Origin of the sequence: Moraxella equi (assembly GCF_002027555.1) — a bacterium.
GTDB lineage: Bacteria > Pseudomonadota > Gammaproteobacteria > Pseudomonadales > Moraxellaceae > Moraxella > Moraxella equi.
Window position 1 is genome coordinate 1 of sequence record NZ_MXAP01000061.1, and the last position, 24,543, is coordinate 24,543.

The window sequence follows — 24,543 nt, forward strand, 5'->3', positions numbered from 1 at the left end:
GGTAGTTTTGCAGGGGGTCTCATGCTTTTGGTTTCCCCTCCCCTTTTTTGCCCCAGCCTAGCGACACACCAGCCCCACCGCCTTATCGGTATAGTCCAATTTTTGCCAATTAAGACGGCTAAAATCCCGATTTATCACATAACTTTGCACGCCCTTTTGACAGTCAAATAACACGTCCAATTTTTGGGCAGGTAAGCGTCTTTCAAAAAAATACACCTGAGCTTGTTTGGTTGTCTCATCAAGGCTTACGACATTGGCGGTATCTAGCACCACAAATTGAAAAACTTGGGGCTTAATGTACGACCACGGACGAAACCACGTTGTCTTTGGCACGCTTGCCACCACCACGCTTCCATCGGGCAATTTGGCACTGGTGTCATTAAACCAAGAATATTCGCTATACACCTGATAACTCATCATGCCAAGCCCTGCCATGATGGGAATGAACCATTTTGGCATTTTTTTATAAAAAATCTTAATCGGCATGGCAAGCCCTGCAAATAAAAAGCCTGCAAATATCATTGCCGTAATGTCCCAAAACATCATGTTTTTTTCCTTAAAATATATTTTAAAAAAATAGAGTTACACACAGTGTCTAAACTCAACATTATCGTATTAAACAACACCCAAATTTTTATCATTATAAATCAAATCCATATAAAAAACTGCCTAAAACCGAGATTTTAAGCAGTTTTTGATGAGAGCCGATTAGTGGTCAACAGCAGCACCCGCTCCTTTTGGATAACGCACGCTTTCAACCAAGTCTTGAATCTCTTGTGATGGCGGTGCGGTCATGTACGACACAACAAAGGCAACCACAAAGTTAATCAACGCACCAATCGGACCGATACCAAGTGGGTTAATGCCCATAATCCAACCTGATGGATCATCTGGTAGCATTGCCGTACCTGGGATAAAGAACCAGCCTTTGAATAGGAAAATGTACACGCACGTTACGATAAGACCTGCCAGCATACCTGCCACCGCTCCTTTGCCGTTGATGCGTTTTGAGAAAATACCCATCATGAGTGCAGGGAACAAGGAAGAGCCTGCAATACCAAAGGCAAGGGCAACCGTCTGGGCGGCAAACCCAGGGGGATTCATGCCAAGCCATGTTGCAATCGCAATGGAGACAATCATCGCAATACGAGCGGCTTTAAGTTCGCCTTTGTCGGTAATGTCTGGTTTTAACACCATCTTGATAAGGTCGTGCGAGATGGCAGACGAGATGGCAAGCAGTAGACCCGCGGCGGTAGATAGAGCAGCCGCGATACCCCCTGCGGCAATCAGACCGATGACCCAACCAGGTAGATTGGCAATCTCTGGGTTTGCCAGTACCATGATGTCGTTGTTTACGTCAAGCTCATTGCCTTTTAGACCTTTGGATTCGGCAGCAGCAAGGAAGGCTTCGTCTTTTGACTTGTCGTTATAGTAGTCAATTTTGCCATCATTATTTTTGTCTTCAAATTTTAATAGACCTGTTTGTTCCCAGTTATTCATCCACTCTGGGCGAGCCTTGTACTCAATCGGAGCAGAAGCAGTACCAGCAGGATATACGGTATTAACTAGGTTCATACGAGCCATAGAACCAACCGCAGGGGCGGTAGTGTATAGCAAGGCAATGAACACCAGCGTCCAACCTGCTGATGAGCGAGCGTCCGAGACTTTATTTACCGTAAAAAAGCGGATAATAACGTGGGGCAAACCTGCCGTACCAATCATAAGCGACAAAGTCAATAAGAACATATTGAGCTTATCAGGCACATCAGCCGTATAAGCGGCAAAGCCCAAATCAGTAATCAGTCCGTCTAGCTTGGCAAGCATGGTTTCACCACCTTCTACCGTGCCAAACATACCAAGAGCAGGAATAGGATTGCCTGTTAGATTAAGAGAGATAAAAATCGCAGGAACGATATAAGCAATCATCAAAACGACATACTGAGCCACCTGCGTATAGGTAATGCCTTTCATACCGCCAAGCACCGCATAAAACAGCACGACAATGGCAGCGATGATAAGCCCTGTGTTTTTATCCACTTCCAAAAAGCGAGAGAACGCCACGCCTGCTCCTGTCATCTGTCCGATGACATAAGTGGTACACGCTAGGATAAGGCAGACCACCGCAATCAAGCGAGCAGGTTTTGAGTAAAAACGGTCGCCGATAAAGTCAGGTACGGTAAATTTACCAAATTTACGCAGATAAGGGGCAAGTAGCAAAGCAAGCAAGACAAACCCACCCGTCCAGCCCATCAGATAAGCGGACGCTGCATAACCGCCCATCGCAATCATGCCCGCCATCGAGATGAATGATGCGGCACTCATCCAGTCGGCTCCTGTCGCCATGCCGTTTACCACAGGGTGGACACCGCCACCTGCGACATAGAACTCTTCGGTTGAGCCAGCTCTTGCCCACCAAGCAATCCCAAAGTAGAGCAGAAAAGACGCTCCAACAAAAAATAAGTTAATGGCAAATTGGCTCATCCTTAGTCCTCCTCAACGCCAAATTGTTTGTCCAATTTATTCATACGCCAAGCGTAGAAAAAAATCAGAGCCACAAAGGTCAAAATCGCTCCTTGCTGACCGAACCACAGCCCCAAATCCGTACCCATAAATTTAATGCCCATCAAGGCGGGGCGAAGTAAAACGGCAAAACCGAGCGAGACGACCGCCCAAACGACCAAACAGCCGATGATGATACGCACGTTGGCACGCCAATAGCCTTGGGCATCTGCTGGGGCATTGGGTGATGGGGTATTTGTCGGGGTGTGAGTGTTATTTGAAGTTTCTGACATTGCTTTCTCCAAAGTTGGTAAAAAAGCAAAGAAAGCAGATTTTGATGGGTTTTCTCCCTTGAATAATTCATTGCTTCCTTGCAAATTACAGGTGTTTCTTACACCTTGATTTAGAATAGCACAACTGTGAGCAATTGCAATAGTCTATACAAAATTTTTTGTTAATAAAAAGAGTGGTTATCATCAAACCCTGCGATGCCTAAGAGGCAAATACATCATCGCTACGTTGATGGCATCATTTAGGGCATCATGGCGTGGCAGGTCGGGAATGCCTAGGGTGTTTATCATCGTTGCCATTTTTAGGTCAATCTCTGCGTCATAATATTTATGGCGGGTCTCTTGGGCGTGGTAAATCCTTGATATTTCTATTTGTTTTTGGGGTAGGGTTATCCCTGCCATTGGTTTTAAAAATTTATTGACCATCGCCACGTCATATTCCAAAAAATAACCCACAAGCGGTCGCCCACCGACAAAGTCCAAAAACTGCCGTATTGCCGTTTCGGTGTCCAAGCCGTCCTTTAAATCTTTGGGGCGTAGTCCGTGTATCGTTACATTGGTGGCACTCATGATGCCTTCGGGTTTAACCAGCACATAAAAAGACTCGTCTGTCAAAATGCGATTGCCCCGAATCTTAACCGCTCCGATCGAGATGATATGGGCTTCTTTGACGTTAAGGCTTGTGGTCTCACAGTCAAAGCTAACCAGTTCATCAGGGTGCGGTTCATATAAGGGCAGATAAGGGGAATTGACAGGTAGGCGGTGCTTTGCCCAAGCGTGTTTTAGGGTGTGGAACATGGATTTTCCTTATGATGAATGTCTTCCTTGTTAAATGGTGTCGTAAAATAGCATGTATCAAAATACAGGGGCTTGCCCTATTCTCAACTTTGTATCAGTGATGGATTTATCAAGGGCGAATTGCAATTCGCCCCCACATTGGCAAATTTTAAAAGCCCAATTTAATACCCCAAACTATTTAACGCCCGCTCATCATCGCTCCACCCTTTTTTGACTTTGACCCACAAGGTAAGCATGATTTTTTTGTCAAACAGCTTTTCCATGTCTTGACGAGCTTCTATGCCGACTTGTTTAATGCGTGAGCCTTTGTCGCCGATGACAATGGTTTTTTGCCCTGCCCGCTCCACAAAAATGGTCGCATCAATAAACGTTACCGCACGTCGCCATTTGCCCGTCTCAGGGTCTTTGTGAGCAGGCTCGTCTTTGAAAGTGTCAATTTGCACGGTCAAATCGTACGGCACTTCATCGCCAGACGCTCGCATGATTTTTTCACGGATAATCTCGCTCGCCAAAAACCGCTCACTGCGGTCGGTAATCTGCTCGGGGTCAAAAATGGGCGGACGGGTCGGCAAAAAGCCTGTGATTACGTCCATAAGCCTATCTAAGTTATGCCCACGCAAGGCGGACACAGGCACAATGTCGGCAAAATCAAAACTTTCTTGGTATTCGCCGATGAGTGGCAAAAGTTTGGATTTATCTTTAATGGTGTCAGCTTTGTTGATGACAAGCACCACAGGCAGATTGGTCGCTGACAATTTTTCAAGGGTCAAAAGGTCGTCTTCTCGCCACTGGACACTGTCCACCACAAACAGCACCAAATCCACGTCTGACAAGGCTGACACGGCAGTTTTGTTCATACGCTCGTTGATTGCTTTGACTTCTTTGGTGTGAATGCCGGGGGTATCGACAAACACCATCTGGCAGGTGTTGTTGGTCAAAATGCCATGAATGCGATGACGTGTGGTCTGCGGTTTACGGCTGGTAATGGATAATTTTTGCCCAAGCAAATGGTTCATGAGCGTGGATTTGCCCACGTTGGGGCGACCGACAATCGCCACAAACCCTGCTTTAAAGTCATCAGAAATCACAGGCGTGGGATTGTCATTAAAAAAGGCGGAAATGGTATTTTCATTATTGGTCTGGTTTTGGTCGTATGTGTCGGTCATGGTTTTCCTAACTCTCAAAATAAGGGGAATGTTGTCATTATATAACGACAACACAGGCGGGGCAAATGGTATTTGTAAATGTCGGTTGGTTTGGGAATTTAAAATGTGGATGATTAAAAATGGGTGATGATTGGTGTTATTTTTGAGATTGTGGATTTGTAGGGGCAAATTACATTTGCCCTATATAAAAGCACTGATTTTTGGGCGAATGAATTGCCCCTACCTATTCAATTTTTAAAATATGCTTTATAACGCCTTAGGTTTTTCTAATTTATTGAGCTGATTTATCATTCGCTCGGCACATTTTTGCTCGGCAATGCGTCTGCTCTCACCCGTCTCGGTAATGGGCGTACAGTCCGCCACAGCCACAGTACATTTCACCACAAAGGTTTGATTGGGGGCGTTGCCAATGGTATCCATAAGCGTATAAGTCGGCAGGGGCAGTTTGTTGCCTTGAAGCCATTCTTGCAGGCGGGACTTGGCGTCTTTTAGCACTTTTTCTTCGCCCATCTCACCAATCAAGGTCTCATACCAGCATTTAACCAAGCCTTTCACCCGTTCAATGTCGCCACTGTCCAGATAGACAGATGCTAAAATCGCCTCCACCGCATCCGCTAAAATACTGGCACGGTGTCGCCCACCGCCTTTACGCTCGCCCACGCCCAAAATAAGATGAGATGACAGCTCCAGTTTTTCGGCAATCTGTACAAGGGTCTCTTGGCGTACCAATGTGGCACGCATACGGGTCAGCTTACCCTCATCATGACGGGGGAAAAAGGTAAACAACGACTCTGCAATCACCGCCCCAAGCAGGGCATCGCCCAAAAACTCCAACCGCTCATAGCTCATCTTCGGGTCGTATGAACGGTGTGTTAAGGCACGTCTGAGCAAATTGGGGTCGTTAAAGGTGTAGCCCAATTTTGAGCAAAGGATGGGGTAGCCCTGCTCAAAGCTGGTAAAGTGTGTCGGCAATAAGTTGTGTTTAGACATGACTCTTACTTGGCATCTTCTGCAGTAATGTCTTTTTCAAAGCGATTGACAATAAAGGTCTGGCCGTAGAAATTACTTTCTACTTCGTATTGGCTTTTGACCGCCAACGCCCCAGGGGTTTTGTTGGTAAAGACAATCATTTCTTCTGGCTTGGTATTATAGTTGGCATTGATAGACAACTGCTGAGATAAGCTCTGCATGAACTGACGCTCGTTTTGCTTGGCATCATTGGCTTTTTTAAGCTCGCCTGCCACCAATTTGGTGAATTGATAATCACCAATATAAGCAGGAATAATCCCAAGTCCCAGCTTGATGATGATACCTGCCATCGCCAAACCGACAATAATCGTGGTAACGCTCGCCCCACGTTGGTTCGTTAATGAAGTTAGTTGTTGCATATCGCACCTGTTAAGTTTATACCAAGCGACTAATCAATCGCTCCTGCTCGCCCAAAGCTGGGCAGATTAAACCCAGGCTCTTTGTGCATCCAAATATAAGTTGCCCTGCCTGCCAAATGACTCTCTGGCACAAAGCCCCAAAACCGCCCATCTTCACTGCGGTCTCTGTTGTCGCCCATGACGAAATATTGCCCACTTGGCACGGCAATCTGCCATGCTGTACCGCCTGATGTGGCAGTTTGTGGTGAGTTTTTTAATAAGAATGGAGCAATGGACGCACTATTTAAATCGCCCAAATAACGCACCGTATAGTCGTGCTCACCCAATGTCTCACGGTAATAGTGAGCGTGCTTTTCTTCTTCCATGCCATATTTGGCACGCTCTTCATCGGACAGGCGATGACTCTCAATCACAGCCGGCATCAGCTTGGCATTGAGCTTATCTGTCATTTGATAATCCACGGGTGTTGTATTTACCGCTTGTCCATTGATGGATAGCACGCCATTACTAAATGCCACCGTGTCCCCTGGCAGACCTATCATGCGTTTGATGTAGTAGCGTTTGGGATTTTCAGGATAGCGAAACACCACCACATCGCCATGCTTGGGATTGCCTGTATTTAAAATCTTAGTGTGCGTAATCGGCAATCTTAGTCCATAAGATGCTTTATTGACAATGATAAAATCGCCCGTGTATAGGCTTGGCACCATCGAGCTTGATGGGATATTAAAAGGCTCAACCACAAACGAACGCACCAACACGATGATGAGCAAGATGGGCAGGTACTCATACGCCCACTGCACCAATTTTGGCTCAACCACCGGTTCGCCCACGTTCATCCCTGCCTGCTTTTGTGCCTCAGCTAGAGTGCGTCGGGCTTCATTATAGACAAGCGACTGATGTTTGAGCATCTCTGGCGTATGTTCATTGCTGATGAACTCAGCCGGTGCCTCATCATGTCCAAAACGCACGAGTGTCGCCTTAAACTCTTTTTCCACTTGCTCCAAATGAGTCTGAGCGTGTAAGATGAGCTTGGTTTGTTTGGCGACCAATTTATGCTGTTTTAACACAAATTTATCCGCCAAATACGCCACCAGTAGCACCAGCGTAACAGGCACCAAGATTAAATTAATGTCAAATTCCACAAGCCACCTTTATCATAAATATCTGCAAGTTTTATACCAATTTATCAAACCAAACCTAGCCGTCCACTTTTAGCACCGCCAAAAACGCCTCTTGGGGGATTTCTACACTGCCCACCTGTTTCATGCGTTTTTTACCTGCTTTTTGTTTTTCTAACAATTTCTTTTTACGGCTCACGTCCCCGCCATAACATTTTGCCAAAACGTCTTTACGCATGGCTTTGACGGTGGAGCGAGCGATAATCTGACTGCCAATCGCCGCTTGAATGGCAACATCAAACATCTGTCTTGGAATCAGCTCTTTCATTTTTTCAACCAGCTGATTACCACGACGGCGAGCGTGTTCTTGATGGCAAATCATGGCAAGGGCGTCCACTTTTTCGCCATTAATCAGCACGTCCACACGAGCCAATTTGTCCGCTTGATAACGTTCAAAGCCATAATCTAAGGACGCAAAACCACGACTTGCCGATTTTAATTTATCAAAAAAGTCCATCACCACTTCGCCCATCGGAATGTCAAAGACGACTTGCACTTGGCGCGCCATAAACTTCATGTCCACCTGCACGCCACGACGTTCAATGGCAAGCGTGATAACGTTGCCCAGATATTCTTGTGGCACCAAAATATTGCAACGGGCAATCGGCTCACGAAACTCTTGGATTACGCCTGTATCAGGGAGCTTGGACGGGTTATCCACATAGACAATCTCGCCATTTTTTTTGACGACTTCATAAATCACGCTCGGAGCAGTGGTAATCAAATCAAGGTCGTATTCACGCTCCAAACGCTCTTGAATAATCTCCATGTGGAGCATGCCCAAAAAGCCACAGCGAAAACCAAAGCCAAGTGCTTCTGATGTATCAGGCTCAAAGAATAGAGCTGAATCGTTGATTTGTAATTTTTGTAAGGCTTCACGAAACTTTTCAAAATCCGATGAGTCAATCGGGAACACACCTGCATACACCTGTGGCGTTACCTTTTTAAAGCCTGCAATGGAGTCCACTTCGGGCGTTTTTGCCAAAGTAATGGTGTCGCCCACAGGCGCCCCTGCAATGTCCTTAATCCCTGCGATGATAAAGCCGACTTCGCCCGCCTGCAAAATGCCTGTCTCTAAGCGTTTGGGGGTGAACACGCCAATGGAAGTTACCAAATGGCTCTCGCCTGTGGATTTGATAAAAATTTTATCGCCTGTTTTGACCTGCCCTTCACGCACACGCACCAAAGACACCACGCCCAGATAATTATCAAACCATGAATCAATAATCAAGGCTTGCAAGGGGGCGTCTCGGTCGCCTTTGGGGGCGGGGATTTTCTCCACTAGGGCTTGTAGCAATTCATCAATGCCCACGCCTGTTTTGGCGGATACTCGTGGAGCGTCCACCGCCTCAATGCCGATGATGTCCTCAATCTCCTCGATGACACGCTCAGGCTCAACCTGTGGCAGGTCAATTTTGTTTAATACAGGTAAAACTTCTAAATCCTGCTCAATGGCGGTGTAGCAGTTGGCAACCGACTGAGCCTCCACGCCTTGAGCTGCATCCACGACAAGGAGTGCCCCTTCACAGGCAGCGAGCGAACGAGATACTTCATAAGAAAAGTCCACGTGTCCTGGGGTGTCGATAAAATTTAGCTGATATTTTTCGCCACTCGGATGGTTGTAGTATAGCGTTACCGATTGGGCTTTGATGGTAATGCCACGCTCACGCTCAATATCCATGCTGTCAAGCACCTGAGCCTGCATTTCACGGTCAGACAGACCACCACACACCTGAATAAAACGGTCGGCAAGGGTAGATTTGCCGTGGTCGATGTGGGCGATGATAGAAAAATTACGGATATGAGAAAGTGCGGTCATGATGTCTATAAAATTTAAATGATAACAGGATATTGTAGCAGTTTTTTAAAAAAATGCCTATAAAAATTCATCACGGCGTGATAAATGATAAATATGGTGGCTATGAAAAGGGGTTGGGCTTATTTGGTTGTTATCGCATCCTGTGCCAAACTTCGATAAAAGCCCGACAGCTCCCACGGGGCTTTGCCATAAAATGAGCCGTTCAACTGCGTCTGCTCGATGAGATATTCCCTAAATTTTAGATAAAAATCACGGTCAGGGGCGGTCGGATTTGCCCAAAACTCATCCAAAGACTTTTGGTCGGTCAGTCCCACCACATCATACAAGGCACGCCCCATGATTTTGGTGGGTTTTTGATGATATACTGATTGCAACGCGGTGGTGCTGTTTACCGTAATCATGCCAATGCTTGCCTTCATCAGGCTCGGCAAGTGCATGTCGCAGCCATAAAATACCCTGCCCTGCACCCCAAGCTCATCACTGAGCTTGGCAATCATGCGAGTGTAGTCACGATGTCCACGGTCTAAGGGGTGATGTTTAAACAGCAGGCTCGTGCCACTGGGGGCATGCTTGGCAAAACTTATCATGACTTCACTGATAAAATCACGCACGTCCTGATAGTCGCTGTGATGGCTGATTTGTGAGTCGTTATGCACCTGTAAACTAACGAGATAGAAGTTTTTTTGCCCAACCAGTCGCTCTTGCAAACGCTTGTCCGAATGATAACGGGTAAACTTACGCACAGGGGCTTTGACCCACGCCCACGCTTCCGCCCATAGGGACAAGCCCCGATAATGCTCATAATGCGGATATCGCCACTGCCCTACAAACACCGCCACATAATACACCATGCTCGCCACACACAGCCGATAAAAACGGTTGTCGGTAAATTCTGGCTTGTCATTTGCCCGTTGCAGGGTATCAATGAGCGTTGAGTCCAGTCGTGAATAGCCGTTAATGCCATGCTCTTCTAGGGTGATATAATCAGGTCGCAGATAACCCTCTTCAAAGACAAAAAAGGCAACCCCCAGACGCTTGCACACCTGTCGTGCAATCTCATGATAAGGGCGACAGTCGTTAAAACAAACCACCGCTTTTAGCTGTTTGTCATCAATGAGTTTGGTTAAAAATTCATCAAACTCACTTTGATGCCCTCGAAAATTACTCATCTTGTCCTTGTGGCAATAAAAAAGAGCATCGCCTGCATTAAAATTAACCTTATGCACTCGCTTGTCCTCACTCATCAAAAATGTGGCAAAACGACAAAAAAACGTCCCCATTTTGCCTTGCAGTAGCAAAATGTCATCATAAGACAACAGGCGTTTTAATATTAGCGACATAGACAATCAAAAAAAGTAAAAAGATGATAAAAACTAACAAATGAAAATAAAAACTGATTAAAATACAAACAGTTGGCTGACGTATTGTATCATAGTTTTTATACAATTTTTTACCGTATGGTGATTTTTCGTAATTGCATGGCGGTGGTTTTGACGTTTTGGGTCAGTCGTTTGGCAAGACTTGGCTTGGCGGTATGAGCTTGATTGTACAAATACTCGATGACTTGCTCAGGCGTGGCAAGTCCTATTCCATGCGGTAGATGATACATGGGATAGCCAATAAGCGTGCCATAGATGAGTCCATCTAGGGTCAAGGCGGGTAGATTGGGGCGGGTACGTCTGTTTAAAGCATTGATTTTGGGGGTGTTGTCAGACTCAACCACATCATCAGTCAGCCCAAAACCTGCATAAAACGGCAAGCCATAGCACACCACCTTTTTATCTCGCAGCAGGGCTTCAAACCCTGTCAAAGAGCTTATCGTATGCACCACATCGCACACATCTAGGCAGTCGGGCATGGCAACATCGTGGGCAACCATGTCCGCCAAATGATGATTATCCGTCTTGCCGACCCGTAGCCCTGCTTCCACATCAGGGTGCGGTTTATAGATAATCACATCATCAGGGAAATCGGCTCGCACCCTTGCCAGAAGCTCGCTGTTTTTTTTAATCACGCTCGTACACGTCTGCACAGACGCATCATCTTCAACCTGTCCGACCACCAGACGAATGGGGCGGTTTGATTTTAAGGCGTTAATCTCACGGATAAAATCATGGTTTTTGGTGGGGACGTTGTATTTACTGACTCGTTTGGTTAAAAGCAGTTCATGCAAGCCTTTGGCACGCTGTATCTCGTCATCAGTTAGGCAAATGCCGTTTAAAATCTGCTCCAAACGGCTCGGGGCGGTCGCATCAAAATAAATCCCCACATCGTCCATGACCACCGACAACGGGACGATGAGCGTTGCCCCCAAGCCATTTGAACGGATAAAGCCGTCTTCCATGCACCAAATGACAGGATTTGTCATGCCACGTTTGGCAAGCTTGTCGTTTAACAGGCGTTTGGATTTTTGCCCCCATACGACATAATCGGTAGTATTAGATAAAGCGTTAAATACTTTACTGTCGGCACGTTTGGCACGTTTTTCATTGATACCATATGGCAAAAAAAACCACCATTTGGTTTTGGGTTTGACGGTCAAATTTACCTTATCAAACCCCAAAAATCCCCGCACAAATGGCACTTTCCAGCGACTAAAATCATAAACAAAGAGTTCGCTACCAAGCCGATTTTGCCAATCACGGCTGGCGATGAGATAGTCCATAACCGTCTCTATGTCGCACGCTCGTCCTGTGGCAGGATTGGCATAATGGCTATACTGCACATAACTGGCATAAAAAAGCTGATTAAGGCTTGCTTGTGTGATGTTTAGCGTTTGATAATGGCAGATAAGGTTTTGATACATAGATGTATTTTTGACAAAATCATCATCGGTCAAGCCAAAGCCAGCATACCAGTTTACGCCAAAATTATGCACTGTTTTGCCAAGCATTAATGCCTCAAAACCCATGTGCGAGCTGACTGTGTAGACCGCACAGGCTTGACGGATAAGGGCAATAGGGTTGCAGGGCGTATCTAAATAGAACGGCGGAGCGATGTCGGTCGGGGTAAAATAGCCCTTGCCAGCAGGGTGCGCCTTTATCCAGATATTAGCATTGGAATACCGCTCTTTGGCGTGGGCGAGCATGGCAAAAAAGCTGTCCGCACTCGCCCCTGCTCCTGTGATAGACGCATCATTTGCCACTTGGTCGATGATGATGATGTGGGGCTTGTCGTTATTTGCCAATGCCGATAAATCAGGGGCGGTGGTGGTTTGGTTGTATTTGGACAATTGGTGCGTGATGATTTTGTTGATTAACCGCTGTGCGTGTCGCTCTTTATCATCACTCCACTGTGCCATACAGTCGGCGATAAGTGCTTGCAAGCGGTTAGGGGTGGCTAGGTCAAAATACACGCCCAAATCGTCTTTGATAAAGCTTGCCCCCACGCTGTGTATGCCACTGCCAAGCGAGCGTAAAAAGCCGTCTTCTACTGTGATGAGTGCTAAGTTATGCGTGTCGGCAAAGGACACCGCCTTGCTACGGCTTGGTTTTTTCCCCCATGCTAGCACGGCTTGGGCAGTTTTGTCTTTATAAACAATGTCCGCCTCAAGTGCCACGCCAAGTAAGGGATTATTTTTAATAATCCCTTTGGTGGCACAAGACAAACGCACCATCAGAGTTTGACAATCACGCCTGTCGCCACGGCAAGCTGATAGATGATCTGTGCAATGCCACGAGCGATTTCCACTTTGCGAGTTTTGACTTTTGGCAAGACCATAATCTCATCGCCCTCTTGAATGCGATAGGCGGTATTAACGACACTGATTTCGCCGTTTTGATGCATGACCAAAATCTCTTCGCTGTCGGCATTGTCATCAAATCCGCCTGACTTGGCGATGTAATCGCCCACCGTCAAATCGGCATTAAAGGTCAATGCCCCTTGGTTACGCACTTGACCATTTACGGTGATGACAGATGTTTGGGCAGGGATATGAATGATGTCGCCCTGCTCCAAGATGATGTCCTGCCATGAGTTTGGCACGACCACCACACGCCCTGTCGGCTCAATGCGGCGAGCCTTATTGATAAACTGCTCCACCAGTTTGGCATCCTGAGAGCGTAGCTGGGCTTCTTCTCGGGTTGTGGACTGGGTAACCAGTGTCATCTCTTCTAGGCGGTCTAAGGCTCTGTTGATAGACGCTTTTTGGCTTGCCTTGACCGACTCACGATAAATCGTCAAGTTATTGACATTGGCAAGGCTAGACGGTTCAAGCTGGGCAATCACATCTTTTAATCTTGCCCCATAAGGCAATACTACCGCCCCATTGCCCTTATGAGCCCCCGTGACTTGCACCGCTATCGTCCCTGCATGACGGTCGGAGGTGACCACGAGCGTGTCGCCATTTTGGACAGGGATGTTTCGTGCTTCATTTAGAGCATAGTATTCTGCCGTCTTGGCTTTGCCTGAGGCTCGGGTAATGCCGACGTTGGTCGCATCTGGTAGGGGGTTTGCAACAGCGAGCACGTCTGAGATGGTCAAGTCATTGACCCCAAACTCAAAGACATATTCATTTTGTACTCGACCTGAGATGGAAAAGGTCTGTTTTTGGGGAGCGACATTAATCACATCCCCATCTCTGAACGAAAATGGCGACAAACGCCCCATGATAAGAAAATCATACAGGTTAATTTGTTGGACAACCTGACCGCCACGCAGGATTTGCACATCAATATAACTGCCACGCTTAGGGTCCACGCCCCCCGCACGGTCTAGGTAGGATAAGACACTATCGGCCGCCAATCCGCCATAGTACCCTGGTTGATTGACAAAGCCCGTGACAAACACTTTGACAGGTTGGGCTTGCTCCAAAGACGCATACACGCCCACATTAGAGCGGTAAATCCGTCCTATCGCCGACTGTACCACGCTTTGCAATTGTCCATTTTGCACGCCTGCAATGCGTACCGGCCCGACATTTGGCAAAAAGATATTACCCTGCGGGTCAACGGTCATCGTGGCGGCATACTGATACGCCCCCCACATCCTCACTTGCACGTTGTCGCCGACATTGATGACATAACTGTCATTAAAGGTGGAGCCTGACGTGGTAGAGAACGCCCCACGAAAGAGCTGCTCACCAAAAATACGCACGTCTGTTTTGACATTTTGGATGACGGGACTATTGTTAATGATGGCATTGGTCGGCATACTTGCCATTGCCACCGCTTCGGCGGTGGTTGCCTCTGACGGCACGCCCGTACCATTGACCACGCCTGCCAGTCTGCCTGTATTATTGCCCGTGGCAAAATTGGTATTGGCAAAGGCGGTATGCGTCAAAACCAAAGCAATGACCAAAGGGGTTTTTATCAATTTTTTCATTATTTTTCCTATGCAATCACTTGGCGTGGTCTTTGATGACCGCCAGTACCAATACGATAAAACCATACAAGATGAGTAGTAGCACAAGCGACGTTCCTAGCACATAGCCCACACGGGGGTATAAGGCATCTTCTGCCCGATGAGGGGAGGTGATGACCACCAAGTTTTTCATCTTACGCATGACTTCTGCCCGAGAACTCTCTAAGGACGTCAAGGCGATTTTATAAAGCTCACTGGCAAACTCCGCCTCTGCTTTTAGGGTTTCAAATTCCACCGTTTTGGCGTTAAGCTTGGCATCTCGTGGGGAGGTAAGTTTGGCTTGTTCATCCTTGATTTGCTTTTCTACCGAACGTATCTGACTACGCAGGCTCACCACTTGCGGAGCTTCTGGATTAAGATAGCTGAGCAGTTGACGCTCTTCGGTACGCAATGAGCTTAGCTGTCCTTGCAAGGTGCCGATGACTTGATTGACCATTTGGGCATTGACTTGCGGGTCAAAAATCTCATTTTGGTTTTGGTAGTCAATCACCGCCTTTTTGGCGTCATTGAGCTTTTGCTCGGCATCAGCAGCTTGGGCGGCGACAAAGACAAGCTGTTCATTTGCCACATCTTTTGAGATGTTATTGACAAATTTTTCAGATTCACGCAAGATGGCTTGGTTGAGCTTTAAGGCATATTCTGGCTCAAAGCCCTCTGTTGTTACCGTAAGTACATAACTTAGCTCGTCAAGCGACACCGACACACGTTTTTTAAAGTACTCTCTTAGCTCTTCTTGGGTAGCATCACTTGGGATTTCATTGATAAAGTCCGCCCCATTAACATGATAGGCTTCACGAAACTTAAATTCTGCATCCAGTTTATCTATCATGTCATTAGACAGAATATATTTGGTCAAATATAGAGCATCTTCACGGTTGGTGTTATTAACCCCAAGCAATGATGAGATACCCGTGGCGGATACGCCCTGCTCGGAGACTTGCTTGATGACCACATCCGATGTACTAACGTAGCGTGGGTGAGCCAATACGAGTGTATAAGCACTGATGGCAATCCACGGCAAAATCACCACCAAGATAAACAAGATGATGGCTGAGCGATTACGCTTATTTTTTATCTTTGTGAACATGTTCGTTATACACCTCAATGGCTTCTTTGGGGTCGTCAAAGACTTTGGCGGTCTGCTCCATCAGCACAATGCCAATATCACAATTTTTCTCGATGTCTTTTAGGTTATGCGACACCATCAAAAATCCTGCCTGCTTACGGCGGGCTTCCAATATCTCTTCGCTACGTTTACGAAACGCCGCATCACCGACCGCACCCACTTCATCTAACATATAATAATCAAAATCAAAGGCAAGCGACAGCCCAAAGGTCAGCCGTGAACGCATGCCCGATGAGTAGCTTTTGACTGGCATGTCGAAGTATTTACCAATATCAGCAAACTCTTCAACAAAGCGAATCTTCTCATCGATATAATCACCACTTGAATACAAACGGCACACAAAACGCACGTTTTGCCTGCCTGTCAGACTGCCCTGAAAGCCCCCTGCCACGCCCACCGGCCAGCTGATGGTACTATCAGTAACCACCTCGCCTTTATCGGGGGTATCTAGCCCACAGATGATGCGTAGCAAGGTTGATTTGCCCGCCCCGTTTCGCCCAAGCAGTCCTACCGACTGCTTATCGGCAATGGTCAAATTCAAATCCTTAAAAAGATAGTGCCGACCGTGTGGGGTCATAAAGGATTTGGTAATGTTTTTAATCTCAATCATCTCTTATCATCATTTGGCACGAATCAAATCACGCTCAAAGGCTTTATACAATAGCAGTCCCAAAAAATTCACACACACCGTCCATTTGGCAAAATACCACATGTCCACATGATAAATCGGATATGTCGGCGACAGCGAGTGCCTTATCATCTCTAAGTTATGCATAAAAGGGTTATACATCAGATAACTTAAATACGGCTCGGGTATCATATGCACCGAATACAGCACCCCTGAGGTAAAATACAGTATCGTAAAGATAATGCTAATAATTTTGCTAACCTCACCACCATAATGCCCCACAATCATGAGTATCATGGCAAGCCCAAAGGCAAAAAAGAACATCATCAGCCAACAAAACAGCACCATATCCAAATGCTCGGTACTAAACCCAATGCCAAAAAAGGCGAGCCCACACAACAAGATGACAAAGGTCATAAAATAAATCACCAGCTCCAAAAACGAGCGAGCGATAATCACATCAATATGCCGTACCGCCCGATACATGAGCAATCCAGCATTGGCAGAGACCGCTCCTAGTGAGCGAGTGGCGATTTTCTGCATCATAAAAAACGGCGTAAACCCTGCCACCAAAAACAGCATATAATCCATGCCAGGCAAGGCACGTTTCATGATAGTTCCAAAGATAATCATCATAATCGCCATTTGCAAAATGACTTCTAAGGGAGCCCACAGATAACCCAAACGATAACTGCCAAAACGGGTTTGTAATTCACGCATGAGCAGGGCATGAAACGCCGCACCCATGACGGCCAGTCCACTGCGTTTTTTTATCGGTCGGTATGGGGGTAGCTCAATGGACATGACAGGTGCCAAATTAGACAAGTTTAAAAGAGATAAAAAATTTTCGACATTGTAGCATAAACCATTAAAAATTACCAAAAAACTGTTTGTTTTGTCAAATAGGTCAAAAAAATAATCAGAAAAAAGACGTGATAAACACGCCTTTTATGCCAATTGATGTAGGGGCGTGCTGAGCACACCTTATAAAACAGCCCCAACAAAGGGCGTGCTCAGCACGCCCCTACCAAACCTGTGGCAAATATTGAGCTTGTTAGGTTTAAATGAACTTGGGCAAATTACACTTTATCCCTACGCCCCATTATCAGCAATCTGTTTATCAGGCTTCACAATCATTCTTGCCACAACAAGCCCCAATTCAAACAAAACACACATGGGAATGGCAAGCATGAGCATACTTGCCCCATCAGGCGGTGTGATGATTGCCGAGACAAAAAAACAGCCCACGATGATGTATCGGCGTTTGTCGGCAAGCCATTCAGGGGTTACGATACGCATGAGTACCAGCAGCATGGTCGCCACAGGTATCTCAAACATGAGTCCAAACACCAAAAACAGCTTGATGACAAAATCCAAATAACTCTCAATGTCGGTCATCGGCAGGACGTTGTCAGGGGCGAATAAGACGAGAAATTTTAGGGCAGGCACCAGCACCACAAAATACGCAAACGCCATGCCTACATAAAACAGGACAATGGCGGACAGCAAAAGTGGCAGAGCCGCCCGTTTTTCGTGCTTATATAGAGCAGGCGAGACAAAACCCCAAATCTGAGCGATGATAAATGGCACGCAGATGAATAACGCCACAAAAAACGCCAGTTTTATCGGAGCCAAAAAGCCAGACGCCACTTGGGTGGCGATGATACTGGCGTTATGGGGTAGCAGAGCGACAAGCGGACTTGAAATCAGGTCATACAAGGGGCGACTAAAATACATGAGCGGTAAAAACACGACAAGCACCGCCACCGCCATGCGGATAAAACGGGTTCTAAGCTCGGCAAAATGTGCCATGAGTGGCATATCGCCATCTGCGGTCTGTTTATCTAACTCGCTCACACGTCCCCCTGATATAAGAGTTTGTCGGCTTTATAATTGGGCAAAAATGGGGCGGGGGGCAGACGGCGTTTTTTGTCATAATCGCCCAATAAAAAAAAGCGATAAGTTAAAGGTAAGGTGTCGTATTGGGAGGTATTTGCTTGGGGGTTTTCACTGTCTGTGTCAGTGTCTTGAGCGTCTTGCTTGGTGTCTTGAGCGTCTTGCCAATTCTCCAAAATCGCACTTTGGTTGGTGCGTGCCATTTGGTCAGTTTGGCGGATTTTGGCTTGCAGTTCCTGCATCTGAGCTTTCATCTTGGCTTCGGACGCACGAATCTCATCAATCTCCGCTTTTAGGGCGTTTTGTACTTCGGTGAGTTCAAGCTCGCTCACCAGCTCACTTTGTAGGCGTGCCGACATACGGCGAAAATTACCGTACCATTTGCCAAGCGTGCGTGCGGTAATGATGAGTTTTTCAGGGCCTAAGATGATGAGTGCGATGACCCCAAACAGCCCAAGCTCAAATAAGCCCAGATTAAACATAGCCTATCAGACCGTCTCGTCTTTTTTGACCTTAACCTCTTCTACTTTGACGTCTTGGGTGTCATCGGTTTGGGTAAGTTTGGGCTTGTCCTCTTCTTTGACCGCATCTTTAAAGCCTTTGACGGCAGAGCCTAAGTCCTTGCCTGCATTTTTAAGTTTGCTTGTGCCAAACACGATGACCACCACCACCAATAAAATCAGCCAATGTGTGATAGAAAATCCGCCCATGATATTACCCTTTTAAATTTTAAAAAATTAGTCTAACATAAAATTTTGACAAAATGATGAAATGCTACCCTTTTGTCGTGCGTGCATTTTTCTCATCAATGCCCGACAGCCCAAACCTTCTTGCCAGCTCGGTCAATACATCATCGCCCGACAGCCCTAACTGGTGCAAGGCGACAAGGCTATGAAACCACATGTCCGCCACTTCATAGACCACGTCCGCTTTGGCGTGTTCGTCATTGTCGCCTGTGGCACGCACCAGCTGTAATTCTTTGGCGGAGATAATCGCTTCGGTCGTCTCTTCGCCCACTTTTTCTAGGATTTTGTTAAGCCCTTTATGGTATAGACTTGACACATAAGAGCTGTCTTTGTCGGCGGTTTTTCGCTCATCTAAAATACGGTCAAGCTCGCCAATGACTTTACTATTGTCTGGCTTAATCAGCGTCTGAGGTGCGTCCACTTTTACCGTATTACCATAAATTTCGCTAGGGTCTTTAACGACCTTATCCACCGCCACCCAATCAAGGCTCGCCATGTCCAATTTTTCAAAAAAACAGCTCGTCCGCCCCGTGTGGCACGCAATCCCCCCAATCTGCGTGATGATAAGCACAATCACATCCCTGTCGCAATCGGTGCGAATCTCATGAACGATTTGGGTGTGTCCGCTCGTCTCGCCCTTGTGCCACAGCTTGCCACGAGAGCGACTAAAATACACCGCCTGCCCCGTTTGTGCCGTCATCGCCAGAGCTTCACGGTTTTGCCATGCCATCATCAGTATCCGCCCTGTCTTATGGTCTTGGGCAATGGCAGGAATTAGTCCGTCTACGTTAAAATTTAGGGCATCAAGATAGCTCATCATCGTCTCCTTTTGGGGTATTTTATCATAAATTTATCACAAAATCCGCCAATCATGCTAGGGTACGCCCTAATCAGATTTTGGCAAACCCTGCCTAATAAGTCTTGAAAATTCACGACTTTCCATGTCCGTTTTATTCAAATGCTCGACATAAGGATTGGCGCGTGCCATGGCTCGCCACATATCCACCGTGTAGCTTGTGTCAATCGCCTGCTCATCGTGCAGATATTCTGGCAACAGCCCTGCAAGTAGTGCCCGATAATCCACAGGTATCCGCTCAATCTCCCCTATCATATCAAAAATCAACGTGATGCAATTACTAATCAGCGTATTATACCAACGGGCTTCGTGGTTGAGACTCTCGCCTTTTTGTAAATAAAGCAAAAACAGCTCACGCACGCTTTCTTTTGGCAAATTAACAGGATAAATGTACATGTCTTCGCCACGCACGTTGGTGCGAGAGTATATCAAATCCTTCTCATCGCCCACGACAAGCCCAAGCTCAAACTGGCGAAAAAATCCCCCAATCGCCGAAAAGCTCTCATGCGACTCTTTACGAATTTCAATAGAAAAGCTTAATTTTTCGCTATTTTTAAAGCCAAAACTTGCCATCATATGTACGATTTTATCCAAGCCCCAATCCGAGATGATAAGCTCAAAAGTTTCTAGCTCTTGTAGGTTATACTGGCGAGTTTCCCAATTTACATCATATTTGTCCTTATCATACCAACGAAAATTACGCACATTGTGCAGGGTAACCATGTCGCCTTGTTTTTCGTATTGAATGATTCTGGCGACTTCATCATGCCAGATGCGGTCGTTTTTTGCGTCCATGCCGAAATACCACCCAAGCCCCACGCCAAAGCAGATAAGATACACCGCCAAATCCGTCCGCCGTCTAAAAATCGCCCGAGTGATAAAAAGCCCGTTAAACTCATTGCCAAACACGCCAAAAATACCATAAAAATTTGCGTACCCACATCGCCAAAGGGCTTATGCACCCATAGTGCCATCAGTAGCCAAAAACTGCTCGCCCCAACAAAGAGCGTAAAGGCAATGGAGATAAGCCATACAAAAGCACGGGTTACAAAAAATCGGGCGATAAACCGCCGAACGGCAGGGGGCAGAGCCTTGATAAGGGCGTTTTTGGGAAGTTGGTCGGTCATAATTTTGGCAGATAAAGGGGCTATTATAAAGAACTTCAAGAATAATTGCACACAAAATCTTGCAATCCACCCAAAAACCCTTTATAATGCACGTCCCACCTTCCGCTATTTATTTTTAAATAAATTGGCAAAAAGGTTCATCGGTTGGTCTGCCAACCTTTAATAAAGAGGCTACTTATGAAAGTAAAACTAAAAACCAAACGTGGTGCGGCAAAGCGTTTTAAAAAAACCGCCAACGGCTTTAAACGCAAACAAGCGTTCAAACGCCACATTTTGACCAAAAAATCTCCTAAGCGTATCCGCCAATTGCGTGGTTGCGTCATGGTTCACGTCGCTGACGTTCCATCAATCCGCCGTATGTGCCCATACATTTAATATCTAGGAGAATATAATGGCTCGTGTAAAACGTGGTGTACAGGCTAACCGCCGTCATAAAAAAGTCTTGGCTCGTGCAAAAGGTTACTATGGTGCACGCTCTCGTGTGTATCGTGTTGCCGTGCAAGCGGTAATGAAGGCAGGTCAATATGCATATAGAGACCGCCGTAACAAAAAACGCTCTTTCCGCCGTCTGTGGATTGCTCGTATCAATGCAGGTGCTCGTCTAAATGGTCTGTCATACAGCCGTCTTATCAATGGTCTTAAAAAAGCAAGCATTGAGATTGACCGCCGTATCCTAGCAGACATCGCCATGCATGACGCAGTAGCGTTCACGGCAATCTGCGAAAAAGCAAAATCTGCCCTAGCCTAAGCTAACAGCTTGCTTAAAAACCCCAGAGCTTTTGTTTTGGGGTTTTGTTTTTACTTATTGAATAAATTTACCAATCAGCTCAAATCCGCACCATTTGGCATTTTTAAAACAATGGTCTTGTTGGGCGTACTTTTCATGCCCTTTGGCGACATCAATCCCCAAAAGTATTATTGTCTCGCACCACCCAAACGGTTATAATAACATTCCAATATCCATTTATTGACAACCGCCATGCACCATTTTAGCCAAGTCAGCTTTGATGAAGTCTTGATTCAAAAATACAACCGTCAAGGCCCTCGTTACACGTCCTATCCGACCGCCTTAGAGTTCGCCCCCATTCTAGACGGTGTGGAGATGAGCATTTTACAGCAAAAAGACCCTGCCGTCCCCCTATCGCTCTACATTCATATCCCTTTTTGCCGTCATCTGTGCTACTACTGTGGCTGTAACAAAATCATCACCAAGAAAAACAGCGACTCGGGCGATTATTTGGATTATCTGTTTAGAGAAATTCGCCATAAAAAATCCCTGCTAAACTGCAATGCAAAGGTCAAACAAGTCCACTTGGGGGGCGGTACACCAACCTTTTTAAGTGATGATGAGCTAACCATATTGTGGCGGTTTTTACAAGATGAATTTGACTTTGCTGATGACGGGGATTATTCGGTAGAGATTGACCCACGAGAGCTTAGACAGACGACTTTGGCGGTCTTACGCTCGCTGGGGGTCAATCGCTTATCATTTGGGGTGCAGGATTTGGACGAGACCGTACAGATAGCCGTGAACCGTGTACAGCCCCACAGCATGGTGCAGGCGGTCATGCGTGAAGCCAGAGAATTGGGCTTTGGTTCGATTAATATTGACCTGATTTATGGCTTGCCCCATCAGAGTGTGGCGAGCATGGCGGACACGGTCGCCAAAATCATCGCCCTAGCCCCTGACCGCTTATCGGTGTTTAACTACGCCCATCTGCCCGAACGATTCACCGCCCAACGCCGCATCAAAGATGACGACCTGCCTAGTCCTGCCGACAAGCTCACCATGTTTGGCAACATCATCAAGGCACTCACGGACGCAGGTTATCAGTATATTGGCATTGACCATTTTGCTCGCCCTGATGATGACATGGCAATCGCTCAACGCCAAGGCAAGCTCCATCGCAACTTTCAAGGCTATGCCATCTTAGGCGAGTGCGACCTGCTCTCATTTGGGGTAAGCAGTATCAGTCAGATTGGCGAACATATCCTACAAAACCCCACCGACCTAACAGAATATCAAGCACGCATTAATGACGGCACGCTCCCTGCCATCAAGCACATCAAAGCAGATGACAAAGACAAACTTCGCCGTTATGTCATCATGAACTTATTGTGCCATGACCGTCTGGACTTTGCTGATGTTGATGAGCGATTTGGCATTGACAGTCGCCGTTATTTTGAGCCAGAGCTGGCAAACCTACACCAAATGGCAGAAGACGGGCTTGTCTTTATCGATGAGGCGGGTGTACAAATCCTACCCAAAGGGCGGATACTGGGGCGTAACGTGGCAATGGTCTTTGATGAATACCTAACCCAAAAGCATAGCGGACGGTTTAGTAAGGTCATCTGACACCCAATAAAAAACGACCATCACATGTATGGTCGTTTTTTAGGGCATGGTTTAACCGCCCACAAACAGCCATATCGTATAGCCGATAAAGATAGACAACAGTACCGCACCCACACCACGCCCGAGTTTTTGACTGCCACGCACAGCAAGCAGACACAGAATAAACAACAGTCCTGTCACCCCACCCATGACAATCATATCACGGCTCACCACTTCACGAGCCACCGCCATGGGCATGATGAGTGCAGGAATGCCCACGACCGCTAGGGTGTTAAAGATGTTTGAGCCAATGACGTTACCCAATGCCATCTCGTCTTCGCCCTTGCGTGCGGCGATGATGGATGAGACCAGCTCAGGCAAGCTCGTACCCACCGCCACGATGGTAAGACCGATGATAAGCTCGGACAGCCCTGCGATTTTGGCAATCTCCACCGCTCCCCACACCACAAGGCGTGAACTTAGCACCAGCACCACCAAGCCCCCGATGAGTTTGACGAGCGCCATACCCATGCGAAAATCCACCGTGTCAGGCACATCATCACTGGCTGATTTGCCCAGCTTTGCCATATAAATCTGAAATGTCAAAAACACCGCCAACGCCCCAAGGAGTATCGCCCCGTCCAGACGACTTACCTGCCCGTCCAATAACTGAAAAATCGCCAAAGCGGTAATGCCGATGAGTATCAAAAAGTCGGATTTGACCAAGGACTTTTGAATAAACAAAGGGCTGACCAACGCTGTTGCACCCAGTACGAGCGTGATGTTGGTGATGTTTGAGCCGTACGCATTACCCAGTGCCAAACCAGGGGCTCCGTTTAGAGCGGATAGCACCGACACGACTATCTCAGGGGCGGACGTGCCGATACCAATCACAAGCATGCCCACCAGCAATTTGGGCATGCCAAATTTTAGGGCGATACTAGATGACCCTTCAATAAAAAACTCGGCACTATACACAAGCAAAGCAATGCCAACAATCATCGCAATAATGGCTAATAACATAGAATAAAAGATAAGAAAAGGGGTGTGTATTTTAGCACATGCCAAATATTACATTGTTATTTCTCGGTAAATCCCGACAGATTTTGCTTAATAATATCCACCACCCTATCACTCTCAAACTGCGTAACAAATCGCACGTTCATCGCCCCTTGCTCATTCATGGCATTAAACCACCGCTCGGCATGTCTGATTTTTTGACTTTCTTGTTGGCGTAACCCATCTTTATCTTTTACACCTTTACTTTCTAGCACCAGATTTAGCACATCGCCCTTGGCAGTTTTGACGATATACCAACCGAACTTAA

Annotated in this window: 26 protein-coding genes; 3 read left to right on the forward strand and 23 right to left on the reverse strand. The window is 46.6% G+C overall.

The genetic code is table 11. The features are described from left to right. Positions 1-57: 57 nt before the first annotated feature. The 21 genes from B5J93_RS06325 to B5J93_RS13975 form a co-directional block, all read right to left on the reverse strand. Positions 58-546: a hypothetical protein gene (locus B5J93_RS06325; protein WP_079325611.1), complete on the reverse strand. Its 489-nt coding sequence runs from the start codon at positions 544-546 to the stop codon at positions 58-60. A 162-nt stretch (positions 547-708) separates the two neighbouring features. Further along, positions 709-2,481 carry a sodium:solute symporter family protein gene (locus tag B5J93_RS06330; protein ID WP_079325612.1) on the reverse strand — a complete coding sequence of 591 codons (1,773 nt, stop codon included), beginning with the start codon at positions 2,479-2,481 and terminating at the stop codon, positions 709-711. Positions 2,482-2,483: 2 nt separating this feature from the next. After that, the gene (locus B5J93_RS06335; RefSeq protein ID WP_079325613.1) at positions 2,484-2,792 is read right to left on the reverse strand and encodes a DUF4212 domain-containing protein; all 309 of its coding nucleotides are present in this window, start codon (positions 2,790-2,792) and stop codon (positions 2,484-2,486) included. Positions 2,793-2,975: 183 nt separating this feature from the next. Next, complete coding sequence (locus tag B5J93_RS06340; protein ID WP_079325615.1) at positions 2,976-3,587, reverse strand: 3'-5' exonuclease; 612 nt, start codon at positions 3,585-3,587, stop codon at positions 2,976-2,978. Positions 3,588-3,748: 161 nt separating this feature from the next. Then, positions 3,749-4,753 (reverse strand): GTPase Era, encoded by a 1,005-nt coding sequence (era, locus tag B5J93_RS06345; protein WP_079325617.1) that lies wholly within the window; start codon positions 4,751-4,753, stop codon positions 3,749-3,751. Between the two features lie 246 nt (positions 4,754-4,999). Then, positions 5,000-5,743, reverse strand: a complete 744-nt coding sequence (gene rnc / locus B5J93_RS06350) for a ribonuclease III (protein WP_079325619.1) — start codon at positions 5,741-5,743, stop codon at positions 5,000-5,002. Positions 5,744-5,748: 5 nt separating this feature from the next. Further along, complete coding sequence (locus B5J93_RS06355; RefSeq protein ID WP_079325620.1) at positions 5,749-6,141, reverse strand: DUF4845 domain-containing protein; 393 nt, start codon at positions 6,139-6,141, stop codon at positions 5,749-5,751. 29 nt (positions 6,142-6,170) lie between these two features. Next, a complete protein-coding gene (gene lepB, locus B5J93_RS06360; protein WP_079325621.1) occupies positions 6,171-7,286 on the reverse strand; it encodes a signal peptidase I in 1,116 nt (371 codons plus the stop codon). Positions 7,287-7,341: 55 nt separating this feature from the next. Further along, positions 7,342-9,141, reverse strand: a complete 1,800-nt coding sequence (lepA, locus tag B5J93_RS06365) for a translation elongation factor 4 (protein WP_079325622.1) — start codon at positions 9,139-9,141, stop codon at positions 7,342-7,344. A 119-nt stretch (positions 9,142-9,260) separates the two neighbouring features. Further along, positions 9,261-10,481 carry a capsule biosynthesis protein gene (locus tag B5J93_RS06370; RefSeq protein WP_079325623.1) on the reverse strand — a complete coding sequence of 407 codons (1,221 nt, stop codon included), beginning with the start codon at positions 10,479-10,481 and terminating at the stop codon, positions 9,261-9,263. Positions 10,482-10,591: 110 nt separating this feature from the next. Next, entirely contained in the window at positions 10,592-12,757 is a 2,166-nt protein-coding gene (locus B5J93_RS06375; RefSeq protein WP_079325624.1) for a capsular polysaccharide biosynthesis protein, read from the reverse strand. Then, positions 12,757-14,463 carry a polysaccharide biosynthesis/export family protein gene (locus B5J93_RS06380; RefSeq protein WP_079325625.1) on the reverse strand — a complete coding sequence of 569 codons (1,707 nt, stop codon included), beginning with the start codon at positions 14,461-14,463 and terminating at the stop codon, positions 12,757-12,759. The genes B5J93_RS06375 and B5J93_RS06380 overlap by 1 nt, the downstream gene beginning before the upstream one ends. A 16-nt stretch (positions 14,464-14,479) precedes the next feature. Continuing rightward, positions 14,480-15,589, reverse strand: a complete 1,110-nt coding sequence (locus tag B5J93_RS06385) for a KpsE/RkpR family capsule polysaccharide export protein (protein ID WP_079325626.1) — start codon at positions 15,587-15,589, stop codon at positions 14,480-14,482. Next, on the reverse strand, positions 15,567-16,238 hold the full coding sequence (locus B5J93_RS06390) for an ABC transporter ATP-binding protein (RefSeq protein ID WP_079325627.1): 672 nt from the start codon (positions 16,236-16,238) through the stop codon (positions 15,567-15,569). The genes B5J93_RS06385 and B5J93_RS06390 overlap by 23 nt, the downstream gene beginning before the upstream one ends. Positions 16,239-16,247: 9 nt before the next feature. Next, on the reverse strand, positions 16,248-17,060 hold the full coding sequence (locus B5J93_RS06395) for an ABC transporter permease (RefSeq protein ID WP_079325628.1): 813 nt from the start codon (positions 17,058-17,060) through the stop codon (positions 16,248-16,250). Between the two features lie 288 nt (positions 17,061-17,348). Then, on the reverse strand, positions 17,349-18,077 hold the full coding sequence (gene tatC / locus B5J93_RS06400) for a twin-arginine translocase subunit TatC (RefSeq protein ID WP_079325639.1): 729 nt from the start codon (positions 18,075-18,077) through the stop codon (positions 17,349-17,351). Positions 18,078-18,109: 32 nt separating this feature from the next. Continuing rightward, positions 18,110-18,634, reverse strand: coding sequence for a Sec-independent protein translocase subunit TatA/TatB (locus B5J93_RS06405; RefSeq protein ID WP_079325629.1), 525 nt, complete (start codon positions 18,632-18,634; stop codon positions 18,110-18,112). Positions 18,635-18,640: 6 nt separating this feature from the next. Beyond that, positions 18,641-18,862, reverse strand: coding sequence for a Sec-independent protein translocase subunit TatA (tatA, locus tag B5J93_RS06410; protein WP_079325630.1), 222 nt, complete (start codon positions 18,860-18,862; stop codon positions 18,641-18,643). A 64-nt stretch (positions 18,863-18,926) separates the two neighbouring features. Continuing rightward, positions 18,927-19,715 carry a bifunctional phosphoribosyl-AMP cyclohydrolase/phosphoribosyl-ATP diphosphatase HisIE gene (gene hisIE / locus B5J93_RS06415; protein WP_079325631.1) on the reverse strand — a complete coding sequence of 263 codons (789 nt, stop codon included), beginning with the start codon at positions 19,713-19,715 and terminating at the stop codon, positions 18,927-18,929. Positions 19,716-19,784: 69 nt separating this feature from the next. After that, entirely contained in the window at positions 19,785-20,477 is a 693-nt protein-coding gene (locus B5J93_RS06420; RefSeq protein ID WP_228144888.1) for an Lnb N-terminal periplasmic domain-containing protein, read from the reverse strand. Further along, positions 20,417-20,881, reverse strand: coding sequence for a hypothetical protein (locus B5J93_RS13975; protein WP_228144887.1), 465 nt, complete (start codon positions 20,879-20,881; stop codon positions 20,417-20,419). Before B5J93_RS13975 ends, B5J93_RS06420 begins: the two co-directional genes overlap by 61 nt. A gap of 177 nt (positions 20,882-21,058) precedes the next feature. Between B5J93_RS13975 and rpmI the strand changes: the two genes are divergently transcribed. The 3 genes from rpmI to hemN all read left to right on the forward strand — a co-directional run bounded on the left by rpmI (position 21,059) and on the right by hemN (position 23,237). After that, positions 21,059-21,256 (forward strand): 50S ribosomal protein L35, encoded by a 198-nt coding sequence (rpmI, locus tag B5J93_RS06430; RefSeq protein WP_029102391.1) that lies wholly within the window; start codon positions 21,059-21,061, stop codon positions 21,254-21,256. Positions 21,257-21,272: 16 nt separating this feature from the next. Further along, entirely contained in the window at positions 21,273-21,629 is a 357-nt protein-coding gene (rplT, locus tag B5J93_RS06435) for a 50S ribosomal protein L20 (protein WP_079325634.1), read from the forward strand. A gap of 231 nt (positions 21,630-21,860) precedes the next feature. Next, complete coding sequence (gene hemN / locus B5J93_RS06445; RefSeq protein WP_079325636.1) at positions 21,861-23,237, forward strand: oxygen-independent coproporphyrinogen III oxidase; 1,377 nt, start codon at positions 21,861-21,863, stop codon at positions 23,235-23,237. Between the two features lie 51 nt (positions 23,238-23,288). Here hemN and B5J93_RS06450 read toward each other — a convergent pair whose 3' ends face one another. Both B5J93_RS06450 and B5J93_RS13505 read right to left on the reverse strand, forming a co-directional pair. Continuing rightward, positions 23,289-24,239 (reverse strand): calcium/sodium antiporter, encoded by a 951-nt coding sequence (locus B5J93_RS06450; RefSeq protein WP_079325637.1) that lies wholly within the window; start codon positions 24,237-24,239, stop codon positions 23,289-23,291. A 56-nt stretch (positions 24,240-24,295) separates the two neighbouring features. After that, a partial coding sequence (locus B5J93_RS13505; RefSeq protein ID WP_079325638.1) for a restriction endonuclease occupies positions 24,296-24,543 on the reverse strand: 248 nt, incomplete at its 5' end.

Coding starts and splice junctions, on each gene's coding strand:
- B5J93_RS06325 (WP_079325611.1), bottom strand. CDS start 546: ATGATGTTTTGGGACATTACGGCAATGATATTTGCAGGCTTTTTATTT.
- B5J93_RS06330 (WP_079325612.1), bottom strand. CDS start 2,481: ATGAGCCAATTTGCCATTAACTTATTTTTTGTTGGAGCGTCTTTTCTG.
- B5J93_RS06335 (WP_079325613.1), bottom strand. CDS start 2,792: ATGTCAGAAACTTCAAATAACACTCACACCCCGACAAATACCCCATCA.
- B5J93_RS06340 (WP_079325615.1), bottom strand. CDS start 3,587: ATGTTCCACACCCTAAAACACGCTTGGGCAAAGCACCGCCTACCTGTC.
- era (WP_079325617.1), bottom strand. CDS start 4,753: ATGACCGACACATACGACCAAAACCAGACCAATAATGAAAATACCATT.
- rnc (WP_079325619.1), bottom strand. CDS start 5,743: ATGTCTAAACACAACTTATTGCCGACACACTTTACCAGCTTTGAGCAG.
- B5J93_RS06355 (WP_079325620.1), bottom strand. CDS start 6,141: ATGCAACAACTAACTTCATTAACGAACCAACGTGGGGCGAGCGTTACC.
- lepA (WP_079325622.1), bottom strand. CDS start 9,141: ATGACCGCACTTTCTCATATCCGTAATTTTTCTATCATCGCCCACATC.
- B5J93_RS06370 (WP_079325623.1), bottom strand. CDS start 10,481: ATGTCGCTAATATTAAAACGCCTGTTGTCTTATGATGACATTTTGCTA.
- B5J93_RS06375 (WP_079325624.1), bottom strand. CDS start 12,757: ATGGTGCGTTTGTCTTGTGCCACCAAAGGGATTATTAAAAATAATCCC.
- B5J93_RS06380 (WP_079325625.1), bottom strand. CDS start 14,463: ATGAAAAAATTGATAAAAACCCCTTTGGTCATTGCTTTGGTTTTGACG.
- B5J93_RS06385 (WP_079325626.1), bottom strand. CDS start 15,589: ATGTTCACAAAGATAAAAAATAAGCGTAATCGCTCAGCCATCATCTTG.
- B5J93_RS06390 (WP_079325627.1), bottom strand. CDS start 16,238: ATGATTGAGATTAAAAACATTACCAAATCCTTTATGACCCCACACGGT.
- B5J93_RS06395 (WP_079325628.1), bottom strand. CDS start 17,060: ATGTCCATTGAGCTACCCCCATACCGACCGATAAAAAAACGCAGTGGA.
- tatC (WP_079325639.1), bottom strand. CDS start 18,077: ATGCCACTCATGGCACATTTTGCCGAGCTTAGAACCCGTTTTATCCGC.
- B5J93_RS06405 (WP_079325629.1), bottom strand. CDS start 18,634: ATGTTTAATCTGGGCTTATTTGAGCTTGGGCTGTTTGGGGTCATCGCA.
- tatA (WP_079325630.1), bottom strand. CDS start 18,862: ATGGGCGGATTTTCTATCACACATTGGCTGATTTTATTGGTGGTGGTG.
- hisIE (WP_079325631.1), bottom strand. CDS start 19,715: ATGAGCTATCTTGATGCCCTAAATTTTAACGTAGACGGACTAATTCCT.
- B5J93_RS06420 (WP_228144888.1), bottom strand. CDS start 20,477: ATGGTTACCCTGCACAATGTGCGTAATTTTCGTTGGTATGATAAGGAC.
- B5J93_RS13975 (WP_228144887.1), bottom strand. CDS start 20,881: ATGACCGACCAACTTCCCAAAAACGCCCTTATCAAGGCTCTGCCCCCT.
- rpmI (WP_029102391.1), top strand. CDS start 21,059: ATGAAAGTAAAACTAAAAACCAAACGTGGTGCGGCAAAGCGTTTTAAA.
- rplT (WP_079325634.1), top strand. CDS start 21,273: ATGGCTCGTGTAAAACGTGGTGTACAGGCTAACCGCCGTCATAAAAAA.
- hemN (WP_079325636.1), top strand. CDS start 21,861: ATGCACCATTTTAGCCAAGTCAGCTTTGATGAAGTCTTGATTCAAAAA.
- B5J93_RS06450 (WP_079325637.1), bottom strand. CDS start 24,239: ATGTTATTAGCCATTATTGCGATGATTGTTGGCATTGCTTTGCTTGTG.